General features: G+C 54.2%; 14 protein-coding genes. 6 read left to right on the top strand and 8 right to left on the bottom strand.

Translation table 11 applies throughout. The features are described from left to right. Positions 1–2 precede the first annotated feature (2 nt). The 4 genes from lpxI (at position 3) to K1V27_RS02575 (ending at position 5,561) form a co-directional block, all read left to right on the top strand. The gene (gene lpxI / locus K1V27_RS02590) at positions 3–1,946 is read left to right on the top strand and encodes a UDP-2,3-diacylglucosamine diphosphatase LpxI domain-containing protein (RefSeq protein ID WP_258927956.1); all 1,944 of its coding nucleotides are present in this window, start codon (positions 3–5) and stop codon (positions 1,944–1,946) included. Continuing rightward, the gene (lpxB, locus tag K1V27_RS02585) at positions 1,897–3,069 is read left to right on the top strand and encodes a lipid-A-disaccharide synthase (protein ID WP_258927955.1); all 1,173 of its coding nucleotides are present in this window, start codon (positions 1,897–1,899) and stop codon (positions 3,067–3,069) included. The genes lpxI and lpxB overlap by 50 nt, the downstream gene beginning before the upstream one ends. Then, the gene (locus K1V27_RS02580; protein ID WP_258927954.1) at positions 3,062–4,384 is read left to right on the top strand and encodes a 3-deoxy-D-manno-octulosonic acid transferase; all 1,323 of its coding nucleotides are present in this window, start codon (positions 3,062–3,064) and stop codon (positions 4,382–4,384) included. The genes lpxB and K1V27_RS02580 overlap by 8 nt, the downstream gene beginning before the upstream one ends. Before the next feature lie 256 nt (positions 4,385–4,640). Next, positions 4,641–5,561 (top strand): prephenate dehydrogenase/arogenate dehydrogenase family protein, encoded by a 921-nt coding sequence (locus tag K1V27_RS02575; RefSeq protein ID WP_258927953.1) that lies wholly within the window; start codon positions 4,641–4,643, stop codon positions 5,559–5,561. Here the strand turns inward: K1V27_RS02575 and K1V27_RS02570 are convergent. Next, complete coding sequence (locus K1V27_RS02570; RefSeq protein WP_258927952.1) at positions 5,508–6,110, bottom strand: metal-dependent transcriptional regulator; 603 nt, start codon at positions 6,108–6,110, stop codon at positions 5,508–5,510. The two genes, K1V27_RS02575 and K1V27_RS02570, sit on opposite strands and share 54 nt — an antisense overlap. A 254-nt stretch (positions 6,111–6,364) precedes the next feature. On the opposite strand from K1V27_RS02570, the gene K1V27_RS02565 reads away from it, so the two are divergent. Further along, positions 6,365–7,660: an SEC-C metal-binding domain-containing protein gene (locus tag K1V27_RS02565; protein ID WP_258927951.1), complete on the top strand. Its 1,296-nt coding sequence runs from the start codon at positions 6,365–6,367 to the stop codon at positions 7,658–7,660. Here the strand turns inward: K1V27_RS02565 and K1V27_RS22705 are convergent. Further along, on the bottom strand, positions 7,635–7,904 hold the full coding sequence (locus K1V27_RS22705; RefSeq protein ID WP_353740503.1) for a gamma-glutamylcyclotransferase: 270 nt from the start codon (positions 7,902–7,904) through the stop codon (positions 7,635–7,637). The two genes, K1V27_RS02565 and K1V27_RS22705, sit on opposite strands and share 26 nt — an antisense overlap. 637 nt (positions 7,905–8,541) lie before the next feature. On the opposite strand from K1V27_RS22705, the gene recD2 reads away from it, so the two are divergent. Continuing rightward, entirely contained in the window at positions 8,542–10,728 is a 2,187-nt protein-coding gene (gene recD2 / locus K1V27_RS02560; protein ID WP_258927950.1) for an SF1B family DNA helicase RecD2, read from the top strand. 189 nt (positions 10,729–10,917) lie between these two features. Here recD2 and K1V27_RS02555 read toward each other — a convergent pair whose 3' ends face one another. From K1V27_RS02555 to K1V27_RS02530, 6 genes are all read right to left on the bottom strand, one after another. After that, positions 10,918–11,094 carry a helix-turn-helix domain-containing protein gene (locus tag K1V27_RS02555; protein WP_258927949.1) on the bottom strand — a complete coding sequence of 59 codons (177 nt, stop codon included), beginning with the start codon at positions 11,092–11,094 and terminating at the stop codon, positions 10,918–10,920. Positions 11,095–11,434: 340 nt separating this feature from the next. Continuing rightward, positions 11,435–11,956: a response regulator gene (locus K1V27_RS02550; RefSeq protein WP_258927948.1), complete on the bottom strand. Its 522-nt coding sequence runs from the start codon at positions 11,954–11,956 to the stop codon at positions 11,435–11,437. 251 nt (positions 11,957–12,207) lie between these two features. Beyond that, positions 12,208–13,593, bottom strand: coding sequence for a sigma-54-dependent transcriptional regulator (locus K1V27_RS02545; protein ID WP_258927947.1), 1,386 nt, complete (start codon positions 13,591–13,593; stop codon positions 12,208–12,210). A 167-nt stretch (positions 13,594–13,760) separates the two neighbouring features. Next, on the bottom strand, positions 13,761–15,140 hold the full coding sequence (locus K1V27_RS02540) for an amidohydrolase family protein (RefSeq protein ID WP_258927946.1): 1,380 nt from the start codon (positions 15,138–15,140) through the stop codon (positions 13,761–13,763). Further along, the gene (locus tag K1V27_RS02535; protein ID WP_258927945.1) at positions 15,103–16,428 is read right to left on the bottom strand and encodes an amidohydrolase; all 1,326 of its coding nucleotides are present in this window, start codon (positions 16,426–16,428) and stop codon (positions 15,103–15,105) included. Before K1V27_RS02535 ends, K1V27_RS02540 begins: the two co-directional genes overlap by 38 nt. A gap of 39 nt (positions 16,429–16,467) precedes the next feature. Then, entirely contained in the window at positions 16,468–17,289 is an 822-nt protein-coding gene (locus K1V27_RS02530) for a purine-nucleoside phosphorylase (protein ID WP_258927944.1), read from the bottom strand. Between the last annotated feature and the right edge of the window lie 212 nt (positions 17,290–17,501).

The following is a 17,501-nucleotide window of genomic DNA, read 5'->3' as shown; positions in this document are numbered from 1 at the left end:
GCATGTCTGACCAGGTCACACAGGCTTCTGATGCTCCCTCCCGTATCGGTCTCATTGCGGGAAGCGGACAATTCCCTCTTTTATTTGCTCACGCTTCCCGCCAGGCGAATGTGGAAGTAGTGGCCGTGGGTTTTGAAGGAGAAACGGATCCCGCCCTGGGCAAGTATGTCGCCCGGCTCCATATGCTCAAGTTGGGGCAGCTCAACAAGCTGATACGCACCCTGCAGGGTGCCGGGATCACGCGTGCTGCCATGGTGGGAGCGATCAATAAGGCCAAGCTCTACACACGCATTCGCCCGGATTGGCGGGCCGTGAAGTTCATGAACAAACTGCGCAACAAGAAAGACGATTTCCTGCTGCGGGCGCTGGCCGAAGAGCTCGAAACCGAGGGCATTCGTATTGAACCCTCGACCATTTTTCTTCCCGAGCTGATCGCCCCGGCGGGAATATTGACACGCCGCAAGCCCAATCGGCGGGAAGCCGCGGATATCGAATTTGGCTGGGAAATAGCAAAGAAAATCGGTGACCTGGATATTGGGCAATGCTTAGTTGTGAAGAACCAGGCGGTGCTCGCCGTTGAAGGAATCGATGGCACCGATGCGACCGTCATGCGGGGTGGACGGCTGTGCCGCGAAGGTGCGGTGGTCATCAAGGTGAGCAAACCCAACCAGGACCTGCGATTTGATGTGCCGGCGGTGGGGTTCGATACTATCGAGACGATGAAACGAGTTCGTGCTCGACTGCTGGTCATCGAAGCCGGTAAGACCTTGATCTTTGATCGGGGCAAGATGATTGACGCGGCCAACGAAGCCGGCATCACAATTCTTGCGCAAGCCGACGACAATAAGATTCAAACCTCTTCACCCGTGCGTAAATCCCGGGTGAGTCCAATCGTCAAAGCTGCTGAGCCCGGGGTTGATGAATCTCCGGTACTCGTGAGACGCCACAGGGATGACTCTATGCGCATTGGAGTGATAGGAGTCGGGTATCTGGGGCGTTTCCACGCACAAAAATATGCCAGACTTCCAGAGGCCAACATTGTTGCTGTTGTGGATATCAACCCGGCACAAGCGGCAGCGGTCGCACAATCGGTCAAGACCCAGGCTTTGACGGATTATCGCGAGTTGTTTGGCAGAGTCGATGCGGTCAGTATTGTTACGCCCACCCAGAGCCATTACACCATTGCCAGGGATTTCCTGGAGAGGGGCGTGCATGTGCTGCTCGAGAAGCCCATGACGCAGACTCTGGAAGAGGCCGATCATCTCAATGAACTGGCCGGGAAGAACGGTTGTGTTCTGCAGGTCGGGCATTTGGAACGATTCAATTCCGCTTTCAATGCCATTCAGCCGCGCCTCAAACATCCTGCCTTCATGGAGGCTCACCGCCTGGCACTGTTCAATGAGCGCGGCCTCGAGGTGGATGTCATACTGGATCTCATGATTCATGACATCGACATCATACTTCACATCGTACAAGCCCCCTTGACGCAGGTGCGGGTGGCCGGGGTGGCGGTTTTGACTTCGCTGCCGGACATCGCCAATGTGCGCCTGGAGTTCGCCGATGGTTCCATTGCCAACCTGACGGCCAGCCGAATATCCCTCAAGAGCTTGCGCAAGCTGAGGATATTTCAGGAAAATTGTTATATTGTGGCAGACTTCGGCAAGAAGCAGGCGTACGCCATGTATCGGGAAAATGAACCTGATGAATCCGGATTTCCCCAAATCTCTATCGAAGAACTGGAGGTCTACGGTACGGATGCTCTGGAAGAAGAGATCATCTCCTTTCTCGATGCTGTTCGATCTGGAGTCGAACCGGTTGTGAGTGGTCATGAAGGGCGCCGGGCACTGGCTGTGGCGCTGGAAATATCCAACAAGATCAATGAGCAGATGCGTAAAAATGGGATCCTACCCCACGAATATTACCAAAATTTTTCTGAGTGCAGGTGAAGCTTCGGGAGATCTCCATGGGTCGTACCTGGTTCGAGCCATTAAGGCCAAAAATCCACACGCCAGCATCACCTGCCTCGGCGGACCGATGCTCGCAGGCTCCGGCGCGGAGCTCTTGCTCGACAACCGCGACCTGGCCGTTGTGGGTTTGTTCGAAGTGCTGCGCCACTGCAAAGTCATCTTCAAGGCCTGGCAAAAGATCAAAGATCACCTCTCCCGGGAACGCCCACAAGTCATTGTGCTCATAGATTTTCCCGATTTCAACCTGCTGCTGGCGCGGTTTGCCCGGACCATCGGGTGCCGCGTTTTTTATTACATCGCGCCTCAGGTGTGGGCGTGGCGAAGTGGTCGAGTGCGCACCCTCAAACGCCTGGTCGACGATGCCGCGGTGATTTTGCCCTTCGAGCCCGCTTTTTATGAGCGGCATGGAATGAAGGTGGATTTCGTCGGGCACCCGCTGCTCGATGTTCTGGAAGAGCTCCCCGGAGACGGCCCAGGGGCGCCGGCAAAGCGTCTCAGAGGCAGGTCGCAATGGCTGGTGGGACTGCTTCCCGGCAGCCGTAACAGTGAAATTCGCAGTCTGCTCCCCATTCTTCTGGAGACGGCCAGGATCATTCACCGCCATCTGCCCGAAGTCTCTTTTTTATTGCCGATGGCGCCCACACTGGAGCGCTGGCGGGTTGAGGAACATTTGCTCGGTTGTGCTTTGCCTGTGCGGATCGTTGAAGGCGATACGTACGCTGCGATGCGTGTTTGCAACCTGATTCTCACTGCTTCCGGGACGGCCACCCTGGAAGCAGCGATAGTGGGTACTCCGATGATCGTCATCTACCGGGTGTCTAATTTGACCTACTATGCAGGACGGCATCTCATCCGAGTGAACTTTGTCGCTCTCCCCAACTTGATCGCAGGCCGATCCATAGTGCCGGAGCTGCTGCAAAGAGATGCGCGGCCTGCAAAAATCGCCGCCAAGGCACTTGATCTGCTGCTGCATCCGGATCGACTGGAAAAGCAGAGGGAGGAGCTGGCACGAATCCGCAAGCAGCTTGGCAGTGCGGGAGTGGCAAACAGAGTGGCCGAACTGGTTTTAGAGAGGGCCGGAGCCCCAATCCTCCATGGCTAATTCGATATTTTCCCAGCTTTATCAACTGGCGGCAATCTCTTGCTGGCCCGTTCTGGCGGCCTACTATCGTGTGCAGATCTCAATCGATGGGAAGTATCAAGAGAGCTGGCGGTATCGTATGGGCCTTAAGCTTCCCGAGCGGTTGCCGGGGCACCGCCGAATCTGGCTGCATGCTCTCTCGGTAGGGGAGGTGCTGTCGGCCGTGCCACTGGCAAAGGCCATCAAGCATAAGCTCCCCGACTGTGAGCTTGTCTTTTCAACAGCAACCGAGACAGGGCAGAAGGTTGCACGCCAACGTCTGCAGCAATACGTCGCGCATTTTTATTATCTGCCTCATGATTTCCCGTGGGTTGTGGATGCCTTCGTGCGACGCCTCAATCCCCAGGTCTTTGTCTTGGTCGAGACGGACATCTGGCCGAATTTGTTGCGAGTTTTGGAACGTCGCAGGGTGGTGCGAGTGCTGGCCAATGCCAGGTTGTCCCCAACATCGGTTAGGCGGTTTAGAACATTTCGACGGGTGTTCGCACCGTTTGAATATTTCGAGAAAATCTTTGTGCAATCGGCGCGGGATAGAGATAACTTGTTGCTTTTGGGCACAGAGGTGGACAAGGTTCAAGCATTGGGTAATCTCAAGTTCGATGCAGTGCCGGAGCGGGTCTCACAGGGCGAAGCAAACCGCCTGAGAGAATCTGCTGGAATAGCTGTCCAGAGGAGGGTGTGGATCGCCGGCAGTACCCATGAGGGAGAAGAGGAGAAGCTCCTGAGAGCTCACCAAGGACTGCGGAGGGCATATCCGGATCTCCTGCTGATCCTCGCTCCCAGGGATATTAGACGAGCTCCGGAGCTTATCGCTGTCGCCGGGCGTTTAGGCTTATCCACCGCTGTGCGGTCGTCAGGCGATTCGGCCGCGGGCAAGCCCGTGTATCTGCTGGATACGCTGGGGGAGCTGAGCCGTTTTTATGCGCTGGCGGATGTGGCGTTCATAGGAGGCAGTCTAGTGCCCTTTGGCGGGCATAATCCGCTGGAAGCTATGGCTCAGGGCAAGACCTGCATGTGGGGACCGCATCTTTTCAATTTTCATGAAATAGAAGCGCAATTGCTGGAAGCCGGTTCAGGTGTCAAGGTCTGGTCGGAAGCGCAATTGCAGGAAGTCTTGGCACAACAACTGCGCCGTACTGGGGGGAAGTCGGAGGCATTCGAGGGTGCGAACGGTTCCTTGTTCTCCCGGTGTGGTTGCGCCGAAGAGATAGCCGAGATTTTGCTTGAAATCTGCTCGACGCATCGGGAGGTGGGCAGGGCAACGGCGGAAAACTGATGTTGAGCTGCTGCAATTCGCTTGACACCTTGGCTGCGTTAATTTAAATTTACCCATCAAATTTAAAAGCTTAAGGAAGGTCTGTGGTGCATACGCCCGGTTATCTATATTCTTATCGCAGGAGGTTGTTGCTCTGAAGGGTATGCATCGGTTTTGACAAGCTGCAGTGAAATTGGCATCGAAAGCCGTGGGTATCCTCAAAGGGCCTGCGGCTTTTTTAATTCGGTATTTCCCGCATCCAAAAGGAACAAAGGGCATGAAAGATCACGAAGGCTTGACCGATCTTGCGCACGGACCGAAGGTCGGCGCGCGGGGCTTTTGGAAACCGAACAGCAGGGTAGGGGTGATTGGCGGTCATGGTGAAATGGGCCGACTTTTTACAAATTTCTTCAAGGACCTGGGCTGCCGGGTTGACATCGCGGATGTGGATACCGAGCGAACCGGCAGAGAGGTGTTGGAGGATTCCGATGTGGTTCTATTTGCCGTGCCACTGCATGAAACTGTGAAGATCATTGGAGATTTGGTTCCTTATGTGCGCCCCGACCAATTGCTTATGGACGTGACCAGTTTGAAGGTTGGGCCTGTGCGTGAAATGCTGCGATCGAGCGCCGCAGTAGTGGGGCTGCATCCCATGTTTGGCGGACGAATAGCCACGCTGGCCGGGCAAACACTGGTTGCCTGCCCGGTAAGGATCAGCCCTGAGAGTTGGGGCGACATCCGCGACCTCTTCATACAGAAGGGCATTCGTGTCAAGGAATGTACACCCGAAGAACATGACCGAATGATGAGCATCATTCAGGTGCTGTTTCATATGACCACGATGCTGGTGGGACGAGTCTTGCGTGAGCTTTCCGTGGACATAGCGGAAACCATGGAATTCACCAGTCCCAGCTACCGCCTTGAAATCAACCTGCTGGGCCGAATGTTCGCCCAAAACGGGGCGCTCTATTCGGCCATAAGCCAGATGAATCCATACACCAAGGACATCTTGTCTTCACTCATGCAGGGGCTCTCTTCTTATCAGGAATGGTATCAAGGGCAAGACCTGGATGCTTTCATGCGGGATTTTCAAAAAAGTGCCGAGCACCTGGGGGACTTCTGCAGCCGTGCGTACGAGGAAAGTTCAGCCGTTCTGGATTTTGGAGTTCGTCTCGCGCGTCTCAACGGCGGGCCCTGAGGGTCGCTCTTCGGGAAGCTCTTGAGAGTCCCTTTTTGCCTCTATCGATACGACTCTCTGCAGGCACAGTTGCACGCAGTCTTCGCAGTTGGAAGTCTGCACGCCACGCTGACAATAGCGGGCGAAGGCGTCGAACCAATCGATTCCGGTGCGCGGGCAGGTCTTGATGAATTCCAAAAAACGCACCAGACGATCGACGGCCACCAGGTCGATTGAATGTTCCATACGACAGGCATTGGCCTCGGCTTCCTCGGGAGTCAATTGCAGAGCGGTCACAAAGAATTCCAGCAGTGTGTTGTGACGGTGGATGATGTCACGGGCGACTTTACGGCCGGTTGCGGTCAACGTGATGTAGCTGTACGGGCTGTAATTGATCAGGCCTCTTCCGGCCAGAGCTTTGAGCGCACCAGTGACGGAAGCTCGCTGGACATTCATCTGATCGGCAATGTCCTTGGCACGGGCGACCCTGTTGGATTCCTCCAAATGAAAGATGACTTCCAGGTAGTCTTCCAGACTCGCTGAAAGGCCTTCAGCAGGGTTACAGGTCATAGCATACCTTTTTGGGTGCCTTGATAATGAATTCGATCACGCCCGGCCTTTGTCTTTCCTTGTCCTGGTATATCTATCTCATAGCGGGTCGAGAATATCAAGTTGTCAATAGCGGCATTTTGAGTGTGACGGTTTACATGCAGCACAAAAGCTGTTAAAAGACCCTGCATCCAGCGAGCAAAAATATTGCTGTTCGAATGCTCTTGGCCTGTGGTGCAAAGGCTTATAATGGGAAGTTGAAAGGAATTAAAGGCATGCAAAGGACTCAATCGCCTGTTGAACCGTCCCGTAACCCCTTGCAGCCGGTGTTTGATCTCATGCAGGGCGGTGATGCCGGCGCGATCTGTGAGCGCTACCAGATTAGCCGGGATGAGCTGGAAAAGCGCCTTCATGCGTACCAGGAATCACGACGTCAAATGGCTTTGGCGGATCAGATCGGTACGGAGAAAGTCGGTCGCAATGAACCTTGCCCCTGTGGGTCCGGCAGGAAATTCAAGAAATGCTGTCTTCCCAAGCAGGAAGAGATGCGCAAGGCGATTCCGGCGGATCAGTTGCAGGAGTTGGAAGAGAAGCAGCGGCTTCGAGAGCGGCTGGAAAAAGACGTTCAGAACGGTTTTGACTTGTTATTCGCGCAAGACTTTAGCAAGGCCCGACAATTTGCGCAACGCCTGCTCGATACCCATCCCGAAGACGACCGTTTACACGACATCATGGTGATTGCGTCGATCGCCGTTGAAGACTACGACGGTGCCTTCCATATCTGTCGCAGCCGCTGGCAGATCGCTCAGGAGGAAAAGGAATTTTACCAGGAAAACGGGTACCATAAGCGGGAAGGAACAGATAGAACTCAGCTGGTCTATTTCTACTCACCTTCTACCTGGTTGGAAAAGTTCTGGATCAGTCAACGGGCGCGAACCTATCAGAAGGATTATCCGCCAAAAGACGATGAGCGGTTGCGGAATCTCGTCGGCAATTTAAAAATAGCCAATGATGTTAAACGATTTCCTGCCCGGCAGGACGAAGGGTATGAAGCTCGCAAACAGGCGTTGGAACCGGTTTTGACTCAGATTGCGCGGGCCGGTGAGGCTGCAATCCCATACCTTTTGCCACTCACCTACAATTTTTCCTGGGCGGGTCTTTTTGTGCCCGATTTGCTGGCGGCATGCGGAACCGATACGAGTATCCGGCTGCTTGGCGAGCTTTCCATGTTTCGGTTTCCGTTCTTTGCCCACAAGTGCTTGAGCAACCTTGAGAAATTTAATGATAGAGCGGTAATGCAGATCAAAGAAATTCTCCAGAACGATCCCGCTTTTGACGAGCTCAAGGTCGGTCTGATTTCGGTGCTGGGCAACATCCGGACTGGGGAGAGTTTCCAGTTGCTGTGCGTGGTGACGGAACACCCGAATCCTTATGTAGTCAATTGGGCTGCAGAAGCTTTGGGCCGCCACAAGAACCCCGATGCATTGCCCTATTTGAACAGGGCCAGGGAACGACTCGGTGCATTGAGTAAGATTGCCGGGGCGATCAAGGATTTGGTTGCGGGCAATTGAGGGGAGGGAGAGTTAGCAAAGCCACAAGTCGGCATGGACCTGCAAGAATGTCACCCGCGGGGACCAACAAAACGGGAAAGCCTGTGGGAAGTTCGTAAAGCCTGCCACGTACCTGGGCAAGCTCAACAGATGAAGTGCCCCGGCAGAACGCTGCATGATTAACGCACCCCCCCTTGAGGGTTCCATACACGAAGAGCCTGAGGGGCGTATCCGCACACGGACTGGTTGTGCCTGCCTTAGCCATCGAGAAACATGTCGGCGTCGAGGAAGGTTTTGATGAGTTGAAAAACGCACAAACAGTACACTATGAGCCATGAATGGAACATGGCAGCAGAACGGCTGCCTTAAGTCTAAGCCTGTCTCGAATTTTCAGCAGGTTTCTTTGGATAGGAGCGTCGCTTGGTGCGCCGCGGGGGTCTGGGCCTCAAAAAATCCACCCGTATATATTCGCGCCTGTTTACAAATGAAACGAAGAGTTGCTCGATATTCAGCTCCTTTTGCACTGCAGCTCGAACAAGCACCAGATCAGAATATTTACTGATGCCGTGTTTGCGAAAATCTTCCGTTTTGATGTAAAGAGACATCGGTGAATTCTCCGTTCCTCATGCTGTTAGATGAACCAATTTCGCCCCCCTCACCCGGTATAATGGTCGGCTGATCGAATACCTACCTCTAACGGGCTTGGATGAACTGTTCCTACCACAAAAACTCCCGCTACACAAAATTAAAAACTTTGCCGCCCAATTTCAATGGTGAAGCGGCATCATCCCATGGGTTGCGGGAGCGGTTTAAACGCATGTGGATATTGATATTGGGTTGCAATCCAGAGAAAAGAGTGTTTGGGCAGGGAAGTTGAAAAGGCGCTGAGGGGTTGTTGGTTCATGGTGGATAGAATTGAAGGACAGATTGAACGCATCACCTACAACGATGAGGACAAAGGCTATGGAGTAGTCAGGGTGAGGATTCGCGGGCGCAGGGATCTGGTCACGGTGGTCGGCAGCTTTGTTAACATCATGCCGGGAGAAATCCTCTCCATGGAAGGCGAGTGGACGATTCACCCCCGCTACGGAGAACAGTTCAAGGTTGATCATTATGAAACGCTCAAACCGGCGACCCTGGAGGGTATTCGAAAATATCTGGGATCAGGATTGATCAAAGGAATCGGCCCGGTCATGGCCGATCGCATCGTCAATCAATTCGGCAAAGACACCCTTGACATCATCGATCGTGAAATAGAGAGACTGGCAGAAATCCAGGGGATCGGCGAGTATCGCATCAAGCAAATCGGCAGCGCCTGGGAGGAGCAAAAAGAGATCCGCGAGCTGATGATATTCTTGCGCAGCCACGGGGTCGGTGCTGCGCACGCCAGTAGAATTTTCAAACAATACGGCAAAGCGTCCTTGACCGTGTTGCAGGAAAATCCCTACCGATTGGCCATGGATATTTCGGGCATCGGTTTTCTTACGGCCGACAAGATTGCACGCAACCTCGGATTTTCAGCCGATTCATCCCTGCGGGCGGAAGCCGCTCTGCTCTACTTACTGTATGAAGCCAGTGATGACGGCCACGTGTGTGTGCCCGAGGGACAGCTCGTGGAGCAAGCTGAGAAACTTCTCGAAATTCCCCTGGTGAGAACCGGGGAAGCTCTGCGCGCTCTGGTGGCGAGCGAGCGGTTGGTCAGCGAGGTGTTGCAGGGAACCGTCGCAACACACTTTGGTGATCGTCATGCCCTCTATCTGCGCGGCTTCCATGTTGCCGAAACGCAGGTGGCACAGCGTTTATCGTACTTGCGTCTGTCTCCCTATCGGCAGCATCGGCTCGATCCTGAAAAAGCTGTTGCCTGGCTGCAGGGCAAGCTCCCATTCGAACTCGCTCCGTTGCAGAAGCAAGCGGTCAAACAGGCCTTAAGCGACCAAGTGGTCGTCATCACCGGGGGGCCGGGCACCGGTAAGACAACTCTGATACGCGCGATACTTGCAGTGTTCAAACAGATTTCTGCTCGTGTTTGTCTGGCTGCTCCAACCGGCCGCGCAGCCAAACGACTGAGTGAGGCGACGCGACATCCGGCCGGTACCGTCCATCGACTGCTGGAATTCAGCCCCCAGCTGGGAGGTTTTCAGCGCAATGAAGGACGTCCCCTCAAGGCCGACGTAATCATTATTGATGAAGCTTCCATGCTGGATATTTTATTGAGCCATTATCTGCTCAAAGCGATTCCCGGTCATGCGGTGTTGATTCTGGTGGGCGATGTCGATCAGCTGCCGTCGGTGGGCCCCGGTAATGTATTGAACGATATCATCGAGTCGAGAACCGTCAGTGTTGTTCGACTCACCGAAATCTTTCGCCAGGCGCGGCAGAGCCGCATAATCGTCAATGCGCACCTGGTCAGAAACGGGCAATTGCCTCGCACACAGAATGAATCTGATAAGTTGCAGGACTTTTACTTCATCCAAAAGGAAGATCCGGAGGAAGCTTTCAATATCCTGTTAAAGCTTTGCACCGATCGGATTCCTGCGCGCTTTGGTTTTGATCCCATGGAAGATGTGCAGGTGCTGAGTCCCATGCATAGAGGTGCGGTAGGCACGCAGCGGCTGAATCAAGCTCTGCAGGAGGCATTGAACCCGCGGGCGGAATCGGTGAATAGAAACGGCAGGGTGTTTCGCTTGCAGGACAGAGTCATGCAAGTTCGAAACAATTACGACAAAGAGGTGTTTAATGGAGACATGGGGCGAATCGCCCAACTCGATATGGAAAACCAGGAAGTCAAGGTCTTGATGGACGGCCGGTTGGTGACCTATGACTTTTCTGAACTGGACGAGCTCCAACTGGCCTACGCAATCAGTGTGCACAAAGCACAGGGCAGCGAATATCAGGCCGTGGTGCTGCCGCTTGTGACTCAGCATTATGTCATGTTGCAGCGCAATCTGCTCTACACCGCCATAACACGGGCGAAGAAGCTGGTCGTCATTGTAGGCAGCAAAAAAGCGCTGGCGATGGCGGTGCGGAACAACAAAATGGATCGCCGGTTCACCCTGCTGCGGGAACGTTTGGCAGGCGAGCTGAGTTAGCCGCCTTTTATCCGGAATCCCCATTTACCCTCTTTCCCGCGGGGGAAGAGGGTCGGGGCAAGGGAACTCAATGGGTTGAAATCGCCGGGGTTTAGACAGTGTGCCCACCCATGCGGCCGGGTTTGTCTAACCATCAGCTCGGGTGCGAGGAAGTCTCCAACGGAATCGAGGGCCAATGGGCAGTAATTCTCAGTTGCCCACGACCTCGGCCAGCTTGTTGAGAATTCTGGGCGGAACCGGATAGGCGTCTTTCACCAGGTAGAGGCTCAACAGCTGCGGATCAAAGCTCATCGCTTCGGCAGCCTGAGCGGGGGTCATTCCTTTTTCTTCCATTTTTTGAATCAATTCCAATTTTTGTGTTTCCATACCTGTCTCCTGTTTCTGAATTCATTGGATTTTTTCGGATCATACTCGTTGAAATTGCCTTTTTGTGCAAGTTTTTTCCGTTAGGGGATCGGCACGCTATCTATCGATAAACGAAAAAAGGCCACAGGGTGCTTCACCCTGCGGCCCTCTCCAGAACAGGCACTCTCAGAAACCGGGTTGCAGAAAATCAGAAAGAAGTCACATGCAGCTTTCACTCATCGCTTCATCGGCATTGGGAGATTCATGGGGCGTACACTCTATTCGCGTTTCACATCAGCCACGTACTGGAGTAGAGAACAAGATCATGAACGTCGGCATCAACCGTTATCGGGCACATCAACTAGATCACTCGGTCATTTGTCACACGCACTTGAGAGCGATTACCAACTGGATATCGATCCATCCTTTCTGAGAGTTTTCCTCTTGGTGTGGGAGGCAGGTAGACAGTAGCAACCGGTACAGAATTCCACATCAGATTGCACATGGAGATACGAACTTGACAACAAGCACTCATCAGTACAGTTTCTAACTCCGCCAGGTCAAAGGGTTTTTTTAGAAACCCGTGAACATTACTTTGCGCTACTTCATCAGCAATCAACTCGAAATCGAATTCAGAAATCAACACCGCGACAACATCATGGGTAACCGCCAGCAACCGCTTAATCAGCATGGCACCATTGGCATCGGGAAGGTGATATTCGCAGATCACGATATCCGGACGAAAATCTTCAGCAGCAACGAGAGCTTCACGCGCATTGGAGCAGGTGCACAGGGAATACCCGGCGTTAGTTAGAAACTTTTTCAAAGAGCGTCTTAGAGGAGCATCATCTTCAGCTAGCAGTATTCGAAATTGAACTTCCACGTTCCGCCTCCGACAGTAGATATTTGCAAAACAAGTGCCAAAGTAAAAGAATGAGGGCATGCTGGCTCTATACTTGGAAACGCATGAACAGGATGAAAATTGAGTAGCTGGTCCTGTTGAAGAAAATTCTTCAATCAGCGCCTGGTGCGTCGAACAAGAGTGCAGAAATTAAAAATAAAACGTTTAGATACAATAGCTTGGGCTATATTGTCCAATATTATCCAATGCTGCGATCATGTGTAGAATATTCTTCATGTTCCCAGGTTGTGCTTTTTTAGTCGATAGATGAGGACATGGCGGGGGATACCCAGGAAGCGCGCAGTCTTGGATTTGTTCCGGCCGCATTTTTCAAAGGCTTGCTCAATGATCCTCTGCTCCAGCGCTTCAAGCGACAGTCCCTCGTCGGGCAGAGTCACCAATAAATTATCCGCCGAAGGTTGGACGTTTGTGGAGGATTGTTCTTCACCCAGAAAGTGCAGATGCCTTGCCAATACGGTCTCTTCATTTTCCAGTAAGACCAATCGCTCCATGGTGTTTCTCAATTCTCGAACATTGCCGGGCCACGGGTGCGCCAGCAGAATTTGTTCGGCCTCGGCACTCAAGCCGCGAAAACGCTTGTGGTATTTGTCATTGAATTCCTCCAAAAAGTATCGCGCAAGGGGAATGATATCTTCCTGCCTGTGGCGAAGTGAGGGGAGATCAATGCGAATAGTCGCCAGACGAAAGTAAAGGTCTTTACGGAATTTGCCCTGCTCGGCGGCCTTCCACAGGTCCTGATTGGTGGCCGAGACGATTCTGATGTCGACATGTCGCTTGCGGGTACCCCCCAGAGGGAAAAACTCTTTTTCTTCCAACACGCGCAGGAGCTTTGCTTGGATCTCGGGATGCAAATCGATCACCTCGTCCAAAAACAGAGTGCCGCCATCGGCAACTTCCAGGAGACCTTGTTTACCCTCCGAACGTGCCCCGGTGAAAGCTCCCCTTTCATACCCGAACAGTTCACTTTCGATGATTTCCGCGCTGAAGGCCGCACAGTTAAGGGCTACGAAAGGATAAGCGGCGCGCGGGCTTTCGGCGTGAATAAGACGGGCGAAGAGCTCCTTGCCGACGCCGCTGTTCCCTTGAATCAAAACGCCTGCATCCCGGCTTTGGGCGCTCTTTATGGCAAGCACCTGGGCTTCCAGGAATGCGGGATTCTTGCCCACCAGTCTGTCGACCTTTTGCAGTCTCTGGACCTCCTGGCGCAGACGATCGACTTCATTTTTCAGACTGGCATGCTCCAGCGCCTTCTGTATGGTCAATTCAAATTCGTCTATGTCGACCGGCTTCACAAGATAATCGAAGGCCCCGCCCTTAATGGCCGCGACCACATCTTTGACCTGCTCGTAGGCTGTGATCATGACCACTGTGGGGGACGGGCGCAGTTCCTTCAGTTGCGGTAAAAGGTCCAGTCCATTGGCATCCGGCAGGGCGATGTCGAGCAGGATCAGATCGGGCTCTTCGCTGTGAGCCAGTTGCATGGCTCCCTGACCCGTTTCCGCCTCAGCGATGGTGTAATTCTTTTCGAGTAGTCGCCGCATGGCGGATCTGAAGGGAGCCTCGTCATCGACTATCAATATTTTCTGTCGTTTACGCATGCGTTGTTTCCGTAATATGGGGGCAGCCGTTCGGCCCCGGAGTGATCACGAGACGATATATTGCCCGTATGGGCCGTGCGCCTCGTGTCCCTGCCAGAAATCGAGCGTGCCCATGGACACTCGAATAAATTGTCGCAGGGCCGAGAACGGTGCCCGGTTGATGACCCTCATCGAAGCCCGTGGGCAATGTCCTTGGCAATGCGGTTTACCTGCTCCATTACTTCCGCCTCGTCCAGAACCACTACTTGCCCATCGGTCACTACTTTACGGCCGTCTACCCACACATGTCGGACGTCGCTCCCCTGGGCCGTATAAACGAGCTGTGAAATGGGATCGTAGAGGGGAGTCAAGTGGGGTTGCAGCAAATCGACGGCTACCAGGTCGGCTTTTTTCCCCACTTGCAGGCTGCCGATCTGATCATCCCAACCGAGCACTGCCGCACCTCCCGCGGTGGCCATTTTGAGCACCTGCGATGCGCTGCAGATGACCGGATCCAGTTGATAAACCTTGTGCAGTTTGGCTACCTTGTCCATTTCTGAGAGTAGGTCGAGATCATTGTTACTGGCACAACTGTCGGTCCCCAGTCCCACCCTGACGCCCGCTGTCAGCAGCGCAGGCAGCGGTGCCACCCCGCAAGCCAGTTTCATATTGCTTTCGGCATTGTGCGATATGCCCACCCCACGCTCGGCCAGGATTTCAATTTCATCGGGCTGCAACCAAACCGCATGGGCACACAGCGTATTGCTGTCCAACACTCCAAGCCGGTCCAAGTATTTCACCGGACCGACATGATGCCGGCGGGTCAGTTCTTTCACCTCGGCTGCCGTTTCCGAAAGATGCAGTTGAAAGATAAGTGCATGTTGCCGACAAAGCTCTTTGACCCATTGTAACGTCTGCGTCCCACACGTGTAGGGCGCATGACAGAACAATGAGGGCCGCAGGCGCTCCTGCTCCTTTGGAAAGGAATCCAGAAAGGTTTCCGCTCTTCGGCGCGCAGCCTGGAGATTGGGTTGATCGGGTGCGGGAAAGTCAAGTATTCCCTGGCCGAGCACCGCCCTGATGCCTGCCTTGGAGGCGGCCTGAACCGCGGATTCTTCAAAAAAGTACCCATCGCAGAACGTTGTCACCCCGTTTCGCAGCATCTCGACGATCGCCAACAGGGTGCCCCAATAGACGAAATCAGGATTCACATGCTGCGCTTCCGTCGGAAAAATGATGTCATGCAGCCAGCGCTGCAGCGGAAGATCGTTCCCCAGTCCCCGCAGGCAGCTCATAGCTCCGTGTGTGTGGGAATTGACCAATCCGGGCAGCACCAGGTGATTGGATAAATTCAGGGTCCGGCGGCCGCGATAAGCGGCCGCGATTGGCTCACTCGGGCCGAGTGCAACCAGCATCTCTCCATCGATGGCCAGTGCGCCCCGCTCGATGCAACTCATCGTCCCATCGCAGGTCACAATCCACTCGATGTCGGTCAGCAACCAGTCAACGTAGCGCGGCAACGAATCAGGATCATAAGGATTTGAACAGTTGACTGAATTCCCTGACATGGTGCATAACCTCGCGTATATCCATGGAGAGAAGCCGCCGATCTTCCATGACCAGCCGGCCGTGAATGATGGTGTGCCGAACGTCGGCGCCTCGGGCGGAATAGACCAGTTGACTCACAGGCTCGTAAAGGGGCACCAGATGAGGCTTGCGCAAATCCAGCACGATCACATCGGCCCATTTGCCCGGCGCAATCCGGCCAATTTTATGCGTCATTCCCAACGCCTGCGCTCCGTTCTGCGATGCCATTCTCAACACGTCACGGGCGGGTAGGACCGTTGGGTCCAGGTTGGCCACTTTGTGCAGCTTGGCGCACGAATCCATTTCCCCGAATAAATCCAGGTCATTGTTGCTGGCACAGCCGTCCGTTCCGAGCGCCACATTGACCCCCAGCTGAAGGAGCCTGGCAACTGGTGCAATGCCCGAGGCCAGCTTCATGTTGCTCTCAGGATTGTGAACCACCTGGACGCCGCGCGTGGCCAGCAGTTCCATGTCGTGATCGTCCAGGGCAACGCAGTGGTCTGCTATGAGCCTTGGGGTGAGAAGATCGAGTTCCTCCAGGTGAGCCGCCGGCCGCCGGCCGTAAGTGCGCAGGACTTCATCGACTTCCCGTTGGTTTTCGGAAAGATGCATTATCAGGAATGCATCATGGCGCTCCGCCAAAGCTCGGCATTTCTGCAGCAGCGACGGCGAGCATGTGTAGGGCGCATGAGGCTCGACTGCAATACTGATCAGAGGGTCTCCCTTCCACTGTTCGATCAGGGCTTCTGTGAATTTGAGGCCGTTGGTTATGTCTCCGTAGTGAGGGGAAGGAAAATCGTACAGGACCTCTCCCACTAAGGCTCGAACACCTGCCTGCCTGGCGGCTTCGGCTACTTTGTGCTCAAACAGATACATGTCGCAGAAAGTTGTGGTGCCGGACAGAATCATTTCGGCGCACGCCAGCATGGTACCCCAGTAGACCATGTCGGCAGTCAAACTCTTTTCGGCCGGAAATATGTAGTTCTGCAGCCACTCCATCAGGGGCAGATCATCGGCGAGGCCGCGAAACAGAGTCATGGCGGCGTGGGTGTGGGCGTTGACGAGTCCGGGCATGACGATACACCCCTCAACATCGAGCACCTTTGCTGCCTGCACCTGCGCTTCGATCTGGAGGGATGGACCGACCGCGATGATTTGTTCTGCACGAATGGCCACGGCGCCTGGTTGGAATGTGTTGTCGTCGCTGTCCAGGGTCAGGACCAGGCCGTTTTTAAGCAAAAGATCCACAGGGGTATGATCAGAATCCATGTTTCCCCTTGTTTCTTAGAGTCGAAAGCGAGCGGGCTGTCATAATTGCTCTATGGTTCTTTCCAACAATGGCATGAGGTCACGTCCGGCCTGCTGAGCGGTTGCGATGACTTGCTCGATGGTTGCCGGTTGGTAAGCATCCGGCAAATTGACATTGGTGATGGCGGAAATTCCAAGCACATCCAGTCCCGCATGAACAGCGGTGATCACTTCCATGATGGTGGACATGCCAACCGCATCGGCCCCAATGGTGCGTAGAAAGCGCGTTTCGGCCGCCGTTTCCAGACTTGGTCCCAGGACTCCCGCATAGACTCCTCTGTGCAGCTTAATACGTTCGTTCACTGCAGTTTCCAGCGCCAGCGCTTGCAGTTGCCGGCTGTACGGCTGTGTCATATCGGGAAATCGCAGTCCCCATTGATCCACATTGGGGCCGATTAAAGGGTTTTGCCCCGTCAGGTTGATGTGATCGGCAATGAGCATGAGGTCTCCGGGGGAGTAATGGGGATTCAGTCCCCCGGCTGCGTTGGAAATGATCAGGGTGGGAATGCCCAGAGCAGCCAGCACGCGAATGGGGAACGAAACCTGTTGTGCCGTATACCCTTCGTACAGATGGATTCTACCCTGCATGGCTATGACGGGTTTGCCTGCCCAAATGCCGCATGCAAGCCTGCCCGCATGGCTCTGCACGGTCGAGGTGGGATAATGGGGTATTGCGCTATAGGGGAGCTGGCGGGCATTTTCCATGTCCGTCACCAGATCACCGAGGCCCGTGCCCAGTATCAAGCCGATTAGAGGTTTAATGGACAGGCGAGCTCGCACAAACGCTGCGGCTTCTTCTACCTGCTGCTTAAAGGACTCCATGGTTCTCCTTCACCTTCTGCCCAAAGTTAATGCCCCAATTCATTCATAGATCGCGTTGCATCTCGCCCCAGACAATTGACATAACCCGTGAGATTTGTAAAGATCCCAAGTGGCCTGCTGAAAGACTGCGCGCGGGTTGCGCGTGCGAGCTTTACGGGTCGTCCCACGAATGGCGGAATTTAGGACGTATGCGGCCCGCGGGATTCCTGCCG

This window comes from Desulfoferrobacter suflitae, assembly GCF_022603395.1.
Taxonomy (GTDB): Bacteria; Desulfobacterota; Syntrophobacteria; order Syntrophobacterales; family Syntrophobacteraceae; genus Desulfoferrobacter; species Desulfoferrobacter suflitae.
The sequence above is the reverse complement of the archived record's forward strand: the minus strand, read 5'-3'. Positions and strand labels throughout refer to the sequence as shown.